This is a genomic window from Levilactobacillus suantsaii (assembly GCF_004115745.1).
Classification (GTDB): domain Bacteria; phylum Bacillota; class Bacilli; order Lactobacillales; family Lactobacillaceae; genus Levilactobacillus; species Levilactobacillus suantsaii.
In genome coordinates this window covers 66,609-83,213 of the sequence record NZ_QXIL01000009.1, presented here as the reverse complement: position 1 = coordinate 83,213, position 16,605 = coordinate 66,609, and the positions used below count along the sequence as shown (strand labels likewise).

Below are 16,605 nucleotides of genomic sequence, written 5' to 3'. Positions count from 1 at the left end.
TGATAAAGTAGATGTACCCAAAGTAATCACTCCCTATATTGGTTGGAATTAGCTACTACCATTGTAAGTGATTGCTTGGGGCTTTTTAATTTCTGTTCGGATTAATTATAGAATTTGCCAATCCATAAAAGACAGTTAAAAGATTATAAGACGTATATTGCTGAGTTAACAGATTATGGTCAACGAATGACATTAAAAAAAGCTTATGATGATTACATTGACAACGGATTGCCTCAGGTGGATTTTTACAAAAAGATTAGTTCAGTTTTGAAGAAGCAGGAAACGTTATCAAAATTAGGACAATCAATTCAAATTGCTGTTGAACAAGAAGAATTTTTGCCAAAGCAGCGGTCAAAGACCAATATTGCAATTCCATATCAAGTTCAACAGCAAGAACTAGATCAAATTATTGAAAACCAATCCCGGTACTACCCATGGCTAAAAACACCAAATCCGGTAACGAAACGACGGAAAATGGCACCATATAAGTTAGATGAGTTAGTTTGCTTTCGTGTGCCTTATTACGTTGGTCCATTGGTACAACCTGACCCCAAGAATGCCACGAAAGAAACCAAATTTGCTTGGATGACGCGGCAAAATCCTCAATCCACCGTGCCAATCACGCCGTGGAATTTTGATCAACAAGTCGACCGGCAGGCTTCAGCTAATGCGTTTATTCAGCGTATGAAAACAACGGATACTTATTTAATTGGCGAAGACGTCATTCCGAAGAATAGTCTCTTATATCAACGATATGAGGTCCTTAATGAACTGAATAATGTTCGGGTTAACGGAGAACTCCTAGCACCGAAAAAGAAGCAACGCATCTATCATCAGCTCTTCATAGCGGCTAAAAAAACAACCGTTACAATCAAAGACCTGCAAAATAATTTGATAGCTAATGGGGACGTTGATAAGCAACCAGAGATTAAGGGCTTGGCGGATCCAAAACGGTTTTTAAGTCGCTTGTCTACGTACCATGATTTGCAAAAGATTATCCCAGAGGCGCTAGAACAACAAGAACGACAAGCAGATATTGAAAAAATAATCAATTGGTCAACTGTATTTGAAGATGCCAAGATTTTTAAAGAGAAATTACAAGAGGTTACTTGGCTAACTCCTACACAGATTCGCCAATTGAATCAGCATCGCTATCGTGAATGGGGACAGTTCTCAGAAAAGCTTTTATTAGGAATTCATGATAAGCAAGGGCGAAATATTATGGACCTATTATGGCAGACAACTGATAATTTCATGCAGATTGTTCGCCGTCCAGAGTTTCAGCGGTCAATAGCAACAATTAATCAGCAAGATTTAAATCAACAAAACTTGCAACAAAACATCAATGAGCTGTATACCTCACCACAAAATAAAAAGGCGATTCGACAGGTCCTATTGGTTGTGGCGGATATTCAAGAAGCCATGCATGGGGTAGCACCGAGTTGGCTATTTATTGAAGCAGCACGAGGTGCTGACCAGCGGCCACAGCGGACAAATTCACGGCAAGCTCAATTAGTAGAAGCTTATGGGACTAGTGCTGCTCATGAATTAGTTGACGAAGCAGTTCGTCAACGATTAGTTTCGGCGAATGAAAATCTTCAGCATTTTTCAGATAAATTGGTCTTGTATTTTCAACAAAATGGACGAGATATTTACACTGGCAAAGCATTGAATCCGGATTCCGAGATCTTTTCAAATTATCACATTGATCATATTATTCCCCAAAATGTAATCAAAGATGATTCGATTGATAATCGAGTCTTAACTTTAAATGCAGTTAATGAAAAGAAAGGGCCTCACGTTCCGATTATCTTTAAAAAGTCTCAGGAAGGCTTCTGGCGTAGATTGCACCAGGTAGGGTTAATTTCTCGACGTAAATTGGAAAATCTGTTGACAACTCCTGAAGATATCGACCGTCACGCAATACGGTTTGTTGCCCGTCAATTAGTAGAAACGCGTCAAGTCATCAAACTGGTTACGGCCATTTTAAGTCAACAATATGATCCGGAAATCACTAAACTTGTGTCAATTAAAGCCGGATTGTCCCATCAGTTTCGGGAGAAGTTGAAGTTACCGAAGTTGAGGGAATTAAACGATTATCATCATGCTCACGATGCTTATTTAGCCGCCCGAATTGGAACCTATCTTCTTCAACGATATCCTAAATTGGAATCTTTCTTTGTTTATGGAAAATATAAAACAACAAAATTCGATTTACGACGTCATTTTAATTTTATTGAACAGATTATTGGTGGAGATTCTGAGAAAAATCGAGAAATAGAGAATCCAGAGACGCACCAGATAATTTGGAACAAGCAAGATGAAATTGAGTATGTTGAGTGGGTTATGGGGTTAAAACGACTATTGGTGACACATGAAGTTTATGACAATCATGGTGCAATGTTTGATCAGACAATTTATTCAGCTAAAACAGCGAAGAATAAAAAGCTTATTCCCCGAAAATTGAATCAACCGATAGAACTTTATGGTGGTTTTAGTGGAGAAAAAACGAGCTATCTGGCTATTGTACGGCTACTTGATAAAAAAGCCCCTTACTACCAAGTTGTGCGGGTTCCTACTCGTTTAAGCGGCCAACTAGAGAAACTTGACGATTTAGGGAAAAGAACGCTACTTCGTCAATGGTTTACACCAATGTTTACGACCAAGAAAGGTAAACAACGCACTTTTGAAATTGTGGCACCACATGTGTATTTGGAACAACCGATTATTGATCAGGTTAACGGCCAGCGCCATCGTTTTGGCTTAGGAACAGACACCTATTATCATAATCAGCAACAATTAGTTTTATCGCTAGAAACGCAACGAAACTTGATAAATAAAGGAGCCACGGATACTGATTTAGATAGTTCTTATATGGCAGCCTATTATGAAATTTGTAAGCAAGTCGAACGATATTTCCCACTATATGATATGAACAAGTTTAAAGAACAATTGATAGCAGCTGAGGGTAGCTTTAAAGAATTATCCACGCATTCAAAAAAAGATGAAAAAGGGAACTTGATTCTTGGTAAACGAGAGGTACTCATGCAAATTCTTCAAGGTTTGCATGCCAATGCCACTATCGTTAATTTGAATAATATTGGTTGCACAAGGTATTTTGGTCAGTTGCAGGTTCCCGGAGGATTAAAGCTAACAGAACAAGCAATTCTTATTCATGAATCACCAACAGGATTATTTCGGCGACTTGTTCGTTTAAATGATATGTAAAAAAACGGCTAGCCACATTTTATAACGTGACTAGCCGTTTCAATATGTATGGCTCGATAACGAGCTCAAAAAAGAAAACTTGATGCCAAAGCATCTTGTTTGACTTCAACTCTGCATGGTAAATCTATAAGGTCAAATAGGTCAATTTAACCTCTTTCAATATAACATGATTGGGATATTTCAGCAAGTCGAAAGGGTGATCATTATGGGGTGGCGAACGATTGTGGTGACACAACACGCAAAAGTATCATTGATGACTGGGAACTTGGTGATTCAAACGGACACAGACCGCTTACATGTACCGGTTCGTGACGTGGGAGTACTATTGTTTCAGACTCTGCAGACAGTCATTACAGCACCAGCAATTATTGCGCTAGCCGAGAAACAGGCTAAAATTATTTTTACTGGTCAGAATGGCCAGCCAATTTGTACGACCAGCGGTGACTACACCAAGGCTCAATCGATGGTAACGGTAGGAAAACAAGTGACCTGGAATCCTCAGCGAATCCAGAAGTTGTGGACCAGAATCGTGGCCAGTAAGATACAAAATCAAATTCAAGTTGTTCGTTTTATTGGTCAGGATACTAAGGACCTAGACCAAGAATTTAAACAATTAGAATTGAATGATGTCACTAACCGTGAAGCAGTTATTGCGAGAAAATATTTTCCTCTCGTTTTTGGTCCTGATTTTTCACGAACGGATTTGGATCCCATCAACGCGGCACTAAATTATGGATATGCGCTACTTTTGGCGGCGATTGATCAGGCAATCAGTACTCGAGGATACTTAACCTGTTGGGGGATTCATCACTCGCGAACGGATAACGCTAATAATTTGGGCTCTGATTTAATGGAACCCTTTCGACCAGTGATTGACCAATGGGTGTCACAACAGAAAATGAGAGATTTCACGCCGGACATCAAGTATGGACTGGTTGAGTTGCTGGATGTTGAACTGACTTTCAATGATCAAAAGACGATTTTACGAAATGCAATTCCTAAGTATGTTGACCAATGTCTTAATTATTTAGACCAAACTAGTCAGAAAATTCGAATTGAGGTGGATTTGCCAAGTGAGGTATCGAGTCATGCGATTAATGGTTCTGTTTGATTTACCAGTAGAAACCAGCCAAGATCGCCGTAACTATCGTAAATTTCAGAAAACGTTAATTCAAGAAGGCTTCTTCATGATGCAGTATTCAGTCTATGTTCGAGTGTGTGCTAATTCAAAAGCAGCGGAAGCAGTGGAGCAACGCCTAAAAGGAATTGTACCCGCAGATGGTTTGGTGCAAACTTTGATGATGACGGAAAAACAATATCAAGATATGCACTTCTTGGCTGGTAAACCCAATGAAGATATCTTGAATTCAGCGGACCGGACGGTGATTATATGAAATTGACTTATTATGGGTATCAGCCGTTTGATGTTCAACCGGGAGAAATTACCGTGTTAGCGACCGCAGCGCCTAAAATTTATCATGATTTGGTGATAGGCTTACGGGATGATATGGACACAGTTCGGCTGGCGTCAGATGATTTTGAGCTCTTAAAGCACAGTCAGGCCAGCCATTGGTATGGTGATCCGGTGTTGGAAATTGATTTGAATAAAATTTTCCAGCGCAAACTCCAAGATTTGTTTTTGAAGAGTTTATCGGAAAAACAAGTGGTACAGTTAACTGACGATTGGCAACGGATTATTACCCAAATTTTGGGTGACAGTTATTTACTGGATGTGCCGTTAAACGTTCCGGAAACGCCGGCTTTAGCAAAGTTGGTTAAGTTAAGTGGCCTGCAACTAGAAGAGTCCGTGAATCGGGAACCATATGGTATACTAGAAACGTTAATTAAGACACTTGTGGAGTTAAATGATCAGAAAATGGTTGTTTTGACCAATATTAGCCATTACCTACAGGTCCCGCGACTAAAAATGTTACGGAAGGTAGTGGCAACTACATATTTGCCAGTTCTTGACATCGAATTCTCAGAAAACCGACAAAAAGACTATTTTAAGGAATGCCGCTATCACTTCATTGATCACGACTTTATCCTTTGGTAGTCTGCTTTAGATGATATTTTGATGAGTATATGATGGCTTCAGCTTCAGATGCATGGTAAATCTATAAGGTCAAAACCCGAACTCCGGCAAATCTTGCCCCAGCAAAGGCTTCAGATGCATGGTAAATCTATAAGGTCAAAACCCATACGCCGATTTTTCCCACCAATTCAACTGCTTCAGATGCATGGTAAATCTATAAGGTCAAAACCTTACGTGCCCCCATCTTGTTAGTCTCAATGGCTTCAGATGCATGGTAAATCTATAAGGTCAAAACCGCTTAAATAGTGCCGAGAACCTATTGTGTAGCTTCAGATGCATGGTAAATCTATAGAATCAATCATCATAACTAATACCGGGATTAACAAATTGGGTCTTTGTTAATCCCGGTATTTAATCTGTTCAAAAATTTCATACGATAAAATATGGTCCTGATACCCAGCATTCGCCAGAGTATCAGGACCATATTATTTCAGTTAATCTAATGATTGCCGACCAGCTCAATCCGCTGTACCAATCAATTTGGCCACGTCGAGGTTGTCATGCTGTTCGTACGCGAATTGTTGTGCCGGGGTGAAGGGTTGCTTAGGATCCACCGGCCGGGTCAACAAAGTCGTGACTTCGGAACGGCTGACGTTTTTTGGCGCCAGGGCCCGCAGTCCGCCGCCGGGTAGGGGAATCAACGTGTAACCCCGCTGCATCAATTGTTGCTTCAAAGCACGGTATTGCGCCGCTTCTAAGTATTGCGGGGCCAAGTGAACGGTCTCCCCGGTGGCATGTTCCACGTAAGAAGAGTTAAGCCAAACAGCAGTCGTTGTCAAAGTTTGAACCATGATCAGACATCCTTTCGAATTGGCAAGTAGGCTCAGTGCCGAGCAACAATTTCCCGGTTTAGGAGCTTACCGGTTGCTTACTTTTAGTATACCATTTCTCACAGTGAACGATAAGGTGATGCCGTGAATTATTTCACAATTATCGTATGATAACTAAAGATTTTCCCGAATTGAATCTTTTAACAGAAAGGTTCAAAATAGGATTATCTTACTAAATAAAGCGGTAACACGAAGGGAATGGAGTCAGATGGTCAAACGGTTATGGCAATTGGGCGCCGCACAGCGCTGGAAAATGTATTTACAATTTCTCGGTCAGTGGGGTGGGCGCTTACTGGTGGTCACGCTAGTTTGGGCTGGCGCACAATGGGCTGTCACGGGGCGCATTCACGGAGGCTTAATTGTCCTCATCGCCATCCAATTGTTCATCACCCTCAGCTATCTGGTCGTCAGTCCCTGGTTGAGCCGTAACGGTTGGGCGGCCGCGGCCAGCCAGAACCTGCAGAAACAGTTCTTAGCTGCCGACCTCCAGTCAGCTCGCAGTCACGATGACGTGATGCAAGGCCTCCACCAGGACTTAAGCACGTTACGGGCGGTCGCCATCTTCTTTGACACGATTATCCCCACCATTTTAGAACTGAGTCTTACGGGGTTGGTCTTACTGGGCGTCGTGCTGTGGGCCCACGCCTGGACCGTTTTGATTCCCGTGGGTGGCATCCTATTACTCGGGGCCAGTATGGGGGCCTTACAGAGCCTGGGCAACCGAGAAAATTTAGCCTACATCGCCAGTTTTAATCACATGGGGCAACGCTTTTTAGATGACTTCTTGGGAATGCGAATGCTGATCATGTACCAGCGCCAACACCGCTACGCGCAAGACTTTGCGGCCGATTCGGAAAACTTTCGTCAGAAAACCATGGGCGTTTTACGGTACCAACTCCAGTCACTGACCATCATGGATTTCTGTCTGTACGGGGCCATTGGGTATTTCTTATTAGCGCAGGTCACCGCCGTCCGAACGCAAAGTTTATCGCTCAGTACTGCACTAGGTATCGGGATGCTCACGGCAGTCTGGTTGATCGATTTTCGCCAATTTGGGTATTTTATCCACGTGTTCATCGCGACGTTACCGAAATTACGACACCTCTTTCAAGTGATCGATGCGCCGGTAGTTCCCACTGTAACTACGGGGCAGGTCACGTTGAGTAAGCTAGTGAACCAATTGACAGTCACGGGCACCGTGGGGTATCCCAACCAAAAACTCTTTACGTTTGGTGAGGTCACGCTTACGCCGGGGACCTTAGTGGGGCTTACCGGTCCCAGTGGTAGTGGAAAAAGCACCTTGGCGGCGACCGTGATGCAACGGCTAGCCCTGCTCAATGGTAAGATCACCGTAAATAGGCACATCGATTTAGCTACAATCAGTGCTCAAAGTTGGTTACAACATGCCAATTATCTGGGGCCAACGACCAGTCTTTTTGCCGGCACCTTAGCGGAGAACCTCCAGTTAGGGCGGCCCCAAGGCGATTGGGCGGCCCGACTCGACCGCCTTGGGTTGTGTCAATTCGTCCGGCAGTTACCGGACCGGTACGCCACGCAAATCGGGAAGAACGGAGTCCGTTTGTCACCAGGTCAACGCCAACAGGTCGCAGTGGCCCGGGCCATCTTAGCGGACCAGGACGTATATATCTTCGATGAGATTACTTCAAACATCGACCCGACCAATGCTAACCACATCATGGCGGCGTTACACCGGTTGGCCCGGACTAAAATCGTCTTGTTGATTACGCACCGGTTAGCTGACTTGCAGGACCTGTCGCAACTGTACGTCGTGGCCGACCATCGTCTGGTTGGTGGAACGTTCACCAGCCTACAAGCGCAGGTCCCGGCCTTTGCCCAGCAAGTGGCCGAGCAGCAACGGTTATTAGCGGAGGTGACGCGCGCATGAGCTTATTGAAACGACTACTTCAAACGGCGGGGCGCCTCAACTGGATTCTAGGCGCCAGTGTTGTCGCCGGAATCGCGGCCACACTCTTGCAACTGGGCCTACTATGGGGCGGCTTTCTGGTTCTATTTCAACCAGTTGCACACTGGTGGCTCTGGCTGATTATTCTGGCCTTAGCCGGTGGCTTGTGCCGGTTTGGCGAACAGTATCTCGGGCACTTAGCCGCGTTTAAAATCTTGGACTACCTGCGAAATTTGACCTATCAAAAACTACTGTACTTAGCACCAGCCAAACTAGACGACCAACGTCAAAGCGACGTTTTAAAACTATTAGCCCAAGACATCGCCCAGATTGAGACCTTTTACGCCCACACCTTAGCGCCGGTCCTGATTGGTGTGGGGCTGGCAATCGGATTGACGGTAGGATTTTGGCTTGCCGCGCCAGTTCTGGGGGTCATTGCTTTAGTGGCTTACGCCCTGATTGGCCTCATCATTCCGCTGACCAGTCGCCGGCACCTGGCGACGTTAGCCCAGCAACAAGCCCAAGCCGATGCCAGTGAGCAGCGGCAATTAACCGCGCTCATCACCGGACGACAAACGTTACAACAGTACGCCGCCATTTCCGCGCGAACGGCAACGCTCAATCAGACCACACAGGCTTATTGGCGGGTCAACCGTAAACGATCCCTGCGACAAACGCAAAATGCGGTCGGCATGCAACTGGTCGTCATCGTGAGTTTAGCCGCCGTCATCGCCGTGGTGGTGACACAACAACTCCCACTAATCCTTGCGGTGATCTTTCCCTTGACGTTTAGTCGCTTACTTGATTTAGGTAACCTACCAGGGACTTTGAGTGGCGGCTTGTTGGCCGCCCGCCATGTCTTCGCGTTTTTGGATGAGTCACCACGCGTGGTGGAAACGGGTCAGGCTAAACTGGGGCCTATCCAAGCGGTGGCGCTGACTGACGTTGCTTTTGCCTACCCGCAACGGCCCACGGCTCCGATTTTAAGGCATACCGACTTACGCCTGCGGGCGGGAGAACGTGTTGGTATCGTCGGCCCCAGTGGGGCGGGGAAGTCGACCATCATTAAATTGATCATGCGCTGGTACACACCTGACCAGGGGACTATCGCGGTCAATGATCGTCCCATTACGACCTATTCGCTGGACCAACTCCGTCAACAGATCAACGACGTCCCCCAGGTGGCGCAAGTCTTTGACGGGACCCTGCGGGAAAATCTGACCTTACGGGTGACCGCCTTCACCGATGCGCAACTGTGGCAAGTCCTCGACTGGGTCCATTTGACGGCAGCGATTCGCCGCTTGCCCGACCAATTAGCGACCCAGGTCTCACGTGATCGGCCCATTTTGTCGGCCGGGGAGGTTCAACGCTTAGAGTTGGCGCGGGCTTTATTACACCCCAGCTCGCTCTTGATTCTGGACGAGCCCACGAGTAACCTAGATGTCGTGAACGAAGCCGTGATTTTGACCGCCGTGCAGCACCACTATTCCGGCACCGTGATTCTGGTGACTCACCGGGAAAGTTCGCTGGCTCTGTGTGACCGGGTACTAGAATTGAATCACGGTCAATTGCGCCCTCGTCAGCACGCGGGTAACCCGGTTGAGACGAAGGGAAAAGGGGGAAAGTAGGGCATGACTAAAATTGCGTTGATTTCGGACGTCCACGGCGACGTGACGGCGTTAAAGGCCGTGGTAGCCGATGCCAAACAGGCCGGCTGTACGGTCTTTTGGCTGATTGGCGACTTGTTCTTACCGGGACCGGGCGCCCACGACTTATTAGCATTGCTCGACAGTCTGCCTCTCAGTGCGTATGTGCGTGGTAACTGGGAAGACAACTTACTTGAGGCCATCGACGGCCCCATTCAGATTCACCGACCTCGCAAAATTTACCTGGCGATTCTGGGTGATGCCGTGCGGGCCCAATTGACAACCGCTGACATTAAGCGACTTCATCACTTGCCACTGGTTCAAACGCGACAAGTCGACGGACTTCAATTTCAATTGAGCCATAACCTGCCAACCCAAAACTATGGTAAAACGTTGCGGCCGGTGGGCGAACAAACCGCTTTCGACCAATTGGTGGGTACTGATGCAGACGTGGCGGTCTACGGTCACACCCACCAACAATTACTGCGCTGGAGTTCGGCCGGTCAGCTGGTCATCAACCCCGGCACGGTGGGGATGCCCTATCCCGATTGGCCCAGCTTTTCGGCGGATCTTCGGGCCCAATACGCCATCGTGACCACTCACGGGCCGGCGCTACCAGACGTCGATTTTCGCCGGGTCAGTTATGATGTGGATGCGGAACTGGCGTTAGCAACTCAGCGGCACTGGCCGTACCTTGAGTTGTACGTTGAGCAATTACGCCACGGGATGGTCAACACTCATGACGCTGCGGCTTTGACGGCGTTGACCGAACGTCTGCATTACGCGCCCTGGTTGGCCGCTATCTTGCGGCGGACGAAGACGCCTTAAAAGTTATCGATAGCTGCATTAAATTTTACGGTGACGAGTTCTGGGCCAAGCTCTGGAGCTCGGTTTTTAGCGGAGTGCCCGTGAGAAGGGGATTCTGCTAAATAAAATTGTTGCTACCGCGGGTATCTGCTAAGATGGGAACGAAAGCTTTACCGTAACGGGGCGCCCGAGTTAAATTTTGGCCGCGTCCATTACTGAATTTAAAATTTAACCGATAAGGAAGTAATAGATGATGACACACATCGTAACGGGTATTGTGGCCCACGTCGATGCGGGGAAGACCACGTTATCGGAGGCGTTGCTCTACCGGGCCGGGGCCCGCGCGCAACTGGGCCGTGTCGATAACGGGGACGCGTTTTTAGACCCCGATGACCTAGAAAAACGGCGGGGGATTACCATCTTTTCACACCAGGCCAGCTTGCAATATCATGACCTCAATCTGACGATGCTCGATACTCCGGGACACGTGGATTTTGCGGCCCAGACCGAACAAGTCCTTAGTGTACTGGATTATGCCATTTTGGTGGTTTCGGCCACCGACGGGATTCAGGGATACACGCGGACCTTGTGGCGCTTACTACAACGCTATCAGGTACCGACCTTTATTTTTATCAATAAATTGGACGTGGCCGGGACCACGGCTCAACCAATCATCGACCAGCTCCAAGCGGAACTTTCGCCGGGATGCCTGGCCTTTAACCCCACCGGGGATGAGGCAACACTGCCCGCAGCGGTCGTAGAAGACGTGGCCATGCAAGATGACGACGTGTTAGCCGCTTACCTCGAGACCGGGAAGTTGGCCGATACCACGGTTCAACAGATGATCCGTGAACGCAAGGTCTTCCCATGTTATGTGGGATCGGCCTTAAAAGTTGCTGGGGTCGACGCCTTTTTGGCTGGTTTGGCTCACTGGACCACGCCGCAGACCTATCCGCAAGACTTCGGGGCCCAGGTCTTTAAGATTTCCCACACCGCCAAGCACGAACGCTTGACCTGGGTCCGGGTCACGGGCGGAGAGTTACGCCCCAAGGACTTGGTGCTCGGCGAACAAAAGGCCAACCAACTGCGGGTGTACAATGGCGAAAAGTTCACGGCGGAACCGGTGATTAAAGCTGGTGACGTCTGTGCGATTCCGGGACTAGTCGCAACTTTTCCGGGTCAGGGCTTAGGTCAAGCGGCATACGCGGCGACACCCGCGATGCAACCGGTACTGACCTACACGTTAGACCCACAAGCTGAAGACCTGCATGCTTGTTTAACCGCCCTGCGTGAGCTGGAAGACGAAGACCCGCAGTTACACGTGTCCTGGTCTAGCCAACTCCAAGAGTTGCGGGTCCAGATTATGGGGGATGTCCAACTGGAGATCCTCGAACAGATTTTAGTCGATCGCTTCCATTTGACCGTGGGCTTTGATGCCGGTAGTATCCTCTATCGCGAGACCATCACCCAGGCCGTCGAAGGAGTCGGGCATTTCGAACCGCTTCGGCACTACGCCGAGGTTCACGTGCTGATACAGCCCCAGCCGCGAGGCAGCGGGCTGTCGTTTGCGGCCGACTGTAGTCTGGAGGTCCTAGGGAAAAATTGGCAGCACCAAGTTTTAACTAACCTCCAGGCTAAGACCCAGCTGGGTGTTTTGGTGGGTGCCCCGTTGACCGACGTCAAACTGACTCTGGTGACCGGCCGAGCCAGTATCGTCCATTCGGTCGGCGGCGACTTCCGTGAAGCTACCTGGCGGGCAGTCCGGCAGGGGTTGATGATAGCTAAGACCGCTCAGCACTGCCAGTTACTCGAACCCTGGTACCGGTTCCGCTTAGAAGTTGGTCAGAATCAGTTAGGTCGGGCCATGAGCGATATCCAACGGTTACACGGTAGCTTTGAAACGCCGGACAGTACCCCGTCGGCGACCGGCCTAGTCACCTTGACTGGTGTGGCCCCAGTGAGTGAGCTACAGGGCTACTCCCAGGAAGTACGCGCCTACACCCACGGGCAGGGCCAACTAGAATGCTTGATTGACGGTTACCGACCGTGTCACAACGCCGTCGACGTGATCACCGAACAGGCCTATGACCCCGTGGCCGACCTGCCCAACACGCCGGATTCGGTATTCTGCGCCCATGGAGCGGGGTACCCCGTCAAATGGGACCAGGTTCCCGACGCCGCGCACGTGCCGTACGCCTATACGCCAGCAGAACTTGCGGCGTTGGCTTAACTTAGATTACAATCGCACGACAAAAAGCATCCGGTTCACTATCCCCAGCAGGGAAAACGTGAACCGGATGCTTTTAAGTTAGCCGATGCTAGTCGTCGGCCTCGTCGTTATTAGTTGTGGTCGTGGACGTTGCGGACGACGAGCTACTGGACGTTGTGGTGGCGCTACTACTGTTGGTATCGTCATCATCATCACTACCACCGGACGGGCGTTGTTCGGTACTCGACGATTCTTTGGAAGAACTGGATTCCGTAGTCGAAGTTCCAGTCGAACTGGAGCTGGTCGTGACTTGGCTGTTACTGCTGTAAGCCGACGAACTGCTGGTGTTGGTCGAGCCGTACTGACTGCTTGACGTGGTGTCAGACGTGGTGTCGGAGACCGTGCCAGGGTGACCCGTGACGTAGTATTCCGTCGTATTATTCTTCTTGGTCGCCGTGACGGTGCTTGGCGCCGTCCAATTGGAATTAGTGCTCTTGGAGGCCAAGTAGGTCATCTCGTACTTGTAGATCTTCTGGGCGATTGAAGTTTGACTTTCACTGACGTAATGACCGGTCTGGAACTGTTTGTCGTATCCGGTCCAGACAGAGATGGCGTAGTTCTTGGTGTACCCGGTAAACCAGGAATCCATGGTCGCGCCATCCGGCACTTTATCGGCGTAGTCGTCCGGGTAGGAGTCCGTCCCGGTCTTCCCGGCCTGATACAAACCAGAGATGGCCGCGGAACGCCCTGAGCCATTCTCGTTGGTGATGACGTCTTTCATCATGTCGGTCAACATGAAGGCCGTGGCACTCGACATGGCTTTGTTGCCGTTAGACGAGTACTTATGGGATTTGCCGTCTTGGGTAACGACTTTGGAGACCAGGTAAGGCTTGTAGTAGGTCCCGCCGTTAGCGAAGGCGGCGTAAGCGGCGGCTTCTTGTTCGGAGGAGATGTACAACCCGATCCCGTTTTGCAGGGTCAGGGTCTTATCGAAGGTCATCCCCAGACCCTTTAAGAAAGTCGTGGCCTTCTTGATCCCAACGTTTTGTAGGGTCCGGACCGCCGGAATGTTCCGGGATTCATAGAGGGCCTTACGCATAGTGATGGTCCCTTGATACTCCTTATCCCAGTCGTAAAGTTTCTTTGTCGTGCCGGGGTAGGTAAAGGCGGTATCCTTCACGGATTCGTAAGTTGGGTAATAAAGATACTCGATGGCTGGCCCATAGTCCATCAGTGGTTTAGCCGTTGAAGCACTAGAACGGTCGGTCTGCACGGCCCGGTTCAACCCGAAGCTGACATTCCCAGTCTTGCGGCCCCCAATCATGGCAACGACCTTCCCGTTGTTCGGGTTGACGATGGTAGAGCCAACTTGGAACTTGCTGGACGGGAAGTCGACATAGTTGTCGGTGTTGACGATGTTATACAACTTCTTTTGGGCGCCCATATCGAGATTGGTGTAGACCTTGAGGCCCCCGTTCGTGGTGTTATAACCCTTATTCTTCAATTCTTGATAGACCTGTTTAAGGTAGGCGTCGACGACCTTGGTCGTGTGGGCGCTCGTGGCGCTGGTCGTATTGTGATTCTTGACCACACCAGTCTTGACACTGGTAGCCTCGGCGGCTTTAGCTTGAGCCGAAGTGATGACCTTGTTTTTGGCCATGGCTTCTAAGACCAAGTCGCGCCGTTGTTTGGCGTACTTCGGATAATGGATCGGATCGTAAAGGCTTGGTCGTTGTGGCATCCCCGCTAATTGGGCCATTTGGGCCAAGTTGAGCTTGGACAGCTTCTTACCGTAGTAGTATTGTGCGGCCGTCTGCATGCCGTAGACGCCGTTGCCCATGTAGACCTTGTTGATATAGTACTCGAGAATCTGTTGCTTGGAGTAATTATGATCGACCTTCAGGGCCAACCAGGCTTCTTGGGCCTTGCGCTTCAGCGTTCGGTCGGAAGCCGCCGTCGAGAAGACGGACAGCTTGACCAGTTGTTGCGTTAAGGTACTACCACCTTGCATCCCCAGTGAAGAGCCGGTAACGTTGGCAAACGCGGCGCCGATGATACGCACGGGGTCGATCCCGTTGTTCTTGTAGAAACGCCGATCTTCAGTTGAAACGACGGCTTTTTCCAGCATCTTCGGAATGTTCTTAGACTTGACGTAGGTTCGGTTCTGCGCGCCGAGGCGGGAAATGACCTTGCCATTAGCGTCGTAGATCCGAGTCGAAGCGTCACTAGACAGGGCACTTTGCGAAATTTTGGGAGCACTTTGGGCGTAGTAGAAGAACAAGCCCGCCCCGGCGAGGAGCCCTAAAACGATGATGGCAACGAAAACAAATAGGATCCGCCGAAAGGTGCGCCAACCATGACGGGGCTTCTTGGGCCCCGGTTTGCGGTCAGCGTTTCGGCTCATCCGGGTTTCTCGCGGTTCATTGTGACTAGACATGGTAATCTCCTTTGTAAGTTAAACGTAGCTACTCGACGCGTGGGTCTAGGCGAGGAGTTGATCTACAGCCTTTAGGTAAGGAATTAAAGGCTGGATTTTGGGGGGAATCAAGATCCCGTGCGCCGCAATCTCGGCGTAAGGGATTGATTTTCGGCCACCTTTGACCTGATCATCCCAGAAGGTGAAGAGGTCTTCGGCCCGGTACAGGTAGATCTCCTGGTGGGCGACGAATTTAATAATGGCGAAACAGATGCCCCCCTGAGCGGTACAGGCGCGAAAGTGGTCGATCTGGTGCTGATGAAAATTTTTGAGGGGAAACGACGTCTTGTTGCGCGTTTCCTTGGCATCAAAGTCCAAATAGTGGCCCTGATAGACCCCGTTATAGTCGGTCGTCGACGCGGTGCTAAAGTAGGCCTCTTTAATCACCGCGGCGCTGCGCTTCGGGTAGTCGACCTTGACAATCCGAATGGGCGTCGGTTTTTTATGAACGACCGCTAAGCCGTGGGTTTCGTAATAAACATTACTTTCATTGAGCGCTTCTTCTAGCGACATGCCCCGTTTACCGTAGTTGGTATACTGGTCGGAAAAGTGGGACGGGTGGTTAGTGGCTGGCGCTCGGTAGGCATGCCCATTGGGATACCGGATGGTCATGATGCCTCACACTCCTTTGTGTTGCTGGCCCAGTTATTGATATTATACCAAGCTGACCGTAAAATAAAAACTCCCAAACTGACCTCGACCCCGGCTTTTCTGAAAATTTACACCTTAATGATTGCCCCGTCCGGAGATTTTCGCTACACTAATAGGTAGAGAAGCCAGATTGATTGAAGCGGGTGATGTGGTGAGTCGTTTATGGCTAACGGGGTACCGCAGCTATGAATTTGGGGTGTTTGGCACCCAGGATCCTAAGCTGGTGGTGATTAAGGCGACCCTGAAGAAGCTATTGATCGAAAAAATTGAAAACGGCGTCGATTGGCTGATCACCGGTGGTCAATTAGGCGTTGAGCAGTGGGCCGTTGAGGTGGCCTTAGCCTTAAAACCCACGTATCCCGAGTTACACGTGGCGATGATGACGCCGTTTGCAGAGTTTGGGAGTCAGTGGAACGAAACGAACCAGGCGACGTACGCACAACTAAGCAGTCGGGTGGATTTTCACCGGGCCGTTAGTAGCCAACCCTATCACGGCCCCCAACAATTAAGAAACTATCAAGAATTTATGCTGACCCATACGGACGAGGCGGTCTTGGTTTATGATTTAGAGGTTACGGGGAAACCCCAGTACGATTATCGGGCCGTCGTACGGTATCAGGAGCAGCATCCGTACCCGTTGACCCTGATTGATATGGACTGGTTACAGGAAAGTGCCAACGAATATCAAGAAAATTTAAATAACAGTTCCCAAAATGAATGAAAACTGGTATTATAAATA

At 49.0% G+C, this 16,605-nt stretch carries 12 protein-coding genes and 1 CRISPR repeat array; of the genes, 9 read left to right on the top strand and 3 right to left on the bottom strand.

All coding sequences use genetic code 11. The annotated features are described in order from the left end of the window. Positions 1-114: 114 nt before the first annotated feature. The 4 genes from cas9 (at position 115) to csn2 (ending at position 5,284) form a co-directional block, all read left to right on the top strand. Entirely contained in the window at positions 115-3,228 is a 3,114-nt protein-coding gene (gene cas9, locus DXH47_RS06395) for a type II CRISPR RNA-guided endonuclease Cas9 (protein ID WP_129032532.1), read from the top strand. Positions 3,229-3,433: 205 nt separating this feature from the next. Further along, on the top strand, positions 3,434-4,339 hold the full coding sequence (gene cas1, locus DXH47_RS06390) for a type II CRISPR-associated endonuclease Cas1 (protein WP_129032531.1): 906 nt from the start codon (positions 3,434-3,436) through the stop codon (positions 4,337-4,339). Further along, positions 4,317-4,622 carry a CRISPR-associated endonuclease Cas2 gene (gene cas2, locus DXH47_RS06385; protein ID WP_129032530.1) on the top strand — a complete coding sequence of 102 codons (306 nt, stop codon included), beginning with the start codon at positions 4,317-4,319 and terminating at the stop codon, positions 4,620-4,622. The genes cas1 and cas2 overlap by 23 nt, the downstream gene beginning before the upstream one ends. Continuing rightward, positions 4,619-5,284, top strand: a complete 666-nt coding sequence (gene csn2 / locus DXH47_RS06380; RefSeq protein ID WP_129032529.1) for a type II-A CRISPR-associated protein Csn2 — start codon at positions 4,619-4,621, stop codon at positions 5,282-5,284. Before cas2 ends, csn2 begins: the two co-directional genes overlap by 4 nt. A 41-nt stretch (positions 5,285-5,325) precedes the next feature. After that, positions 5,326-5,625: direct repeats of the CRISPR family, unit length 36 nt; unit sequence GCTTCAGATGCATGGTAAATCTATAAGGTCAAAACC. Positions 5,626-5,781: 156 nt separating this feature from the next. On the opposite strand, the gene DXH47_RS06375 is transcribed toward csn2, so the two are convergent. Beyond that, positions 5,782-6,114 (bottom strand): hypothetical protein, encoded by a 333-nt coding sequence (locus DXH47_RS06375; protein WP_129032528.1) that lies wholly within the window; start codon positions 6,112-6,114, stop codon positions 5,782-5,784. Positions 6,115-6,361: 247 nt separating this feature from the next. Between DXH47_RS06375 and DXH47_RS06370 the strand changes: the two genes are divergently transcribed. From DXH47_RS06370 to DXH47_RS06355, 4 genes are all read left to right on the top strand, one after another. Then, positions 6,362-8,059 carry an ATP-binding cassette domain-containing protein gene (locus DXH47_RS06370; protein WP_129032527.1) on the top strand — a complete coding sequence of 566 codons (1,698 nt, stop codon included), beginning with the start codon at positions 6,362-6,364 and terminating at the stop codon, positions 8,057-8,059. Next, positions 8,056-9,705, top strand: coding sequence for an amino acid ABC transporter ATP-binding/permease protein (locus DXH47_RS06365; RefSeq protein WP_129032526.1), 1,650 nt, complete (start codon positions 8,056-8,058; stop codon positions 9,703-9,705). The genes DXH47_RS06370 and DXH47_RS06365 overlap by 4 nt, the downstream gene beginning before the upstream one ends. Before the next feature lie 3 nt (positions 9,706-9,708). Continuing rightward, the gene (locus DXH47_RS06360) at positions 9,709-10,551 is read left to right on the top strand and encodes a metallophosphoesterase family protein (RefSeq protein ID WP_129032525.1); all 843 of its coding nucleotides are present in this window, start codon (positions 9,709-9,711) and stop codon (positions 10,549-10,551) included. 232 nt (positions 10,552-10,783) lie between these two features. After that, entirely contained in the window at positions 10,784-12,760 is a 1,977-nt protein-coding gene (locus DXH47_RS06355; RefSeq protein ID WP_129032524.1) for an elongation factor G, read from the top strand. 88 nt (positions 12,761-12,848) lie between these two features. Here DXH47_RS06355 and DXH47_RS06350 read toward each other — a convergent pair whose 3' ends face one another. Beyond that, positions 12,849-15,176, bottom strand: coding sequence for a transglycosylase domain-containing protein (locus DXH47_RS06350; RefSeq protein WP_129032523.1), 2,328 nt, complete (start codon positions 15,174-15,176; stop codon positions 12,849-12,851). Between the two features lie 45 nt (positions 15,177-15,221). Then, positions 15,222-15,827: a Holliday junction resolvase RecU gene (gene recU / locus DXH47_RS06345; protein ID WP_129032522.1), complete on the bottom strand. Its 606-nt coding sequence runs from the start codon at positions 15,825-15,827 to the stop codon at positions 15,222-15,224. 190 nt (positions 15,828-16,017) lie between these two features. Between recU and DXH47_RS06340 the strand changes: the two genes are divergently transcribed. Further along, positions 16,018-16,587, top strand: coding sequence for a DUF1273 domain-containing protein (locus DXH47_RS06340; protein ID WP_129032521.1), 570 nt, complete (start codon positions 16,018-16,020; stop codon positions 16,585-16,587). Positions 16,588-16,605 lie beyond the last annotated feature (18 nt).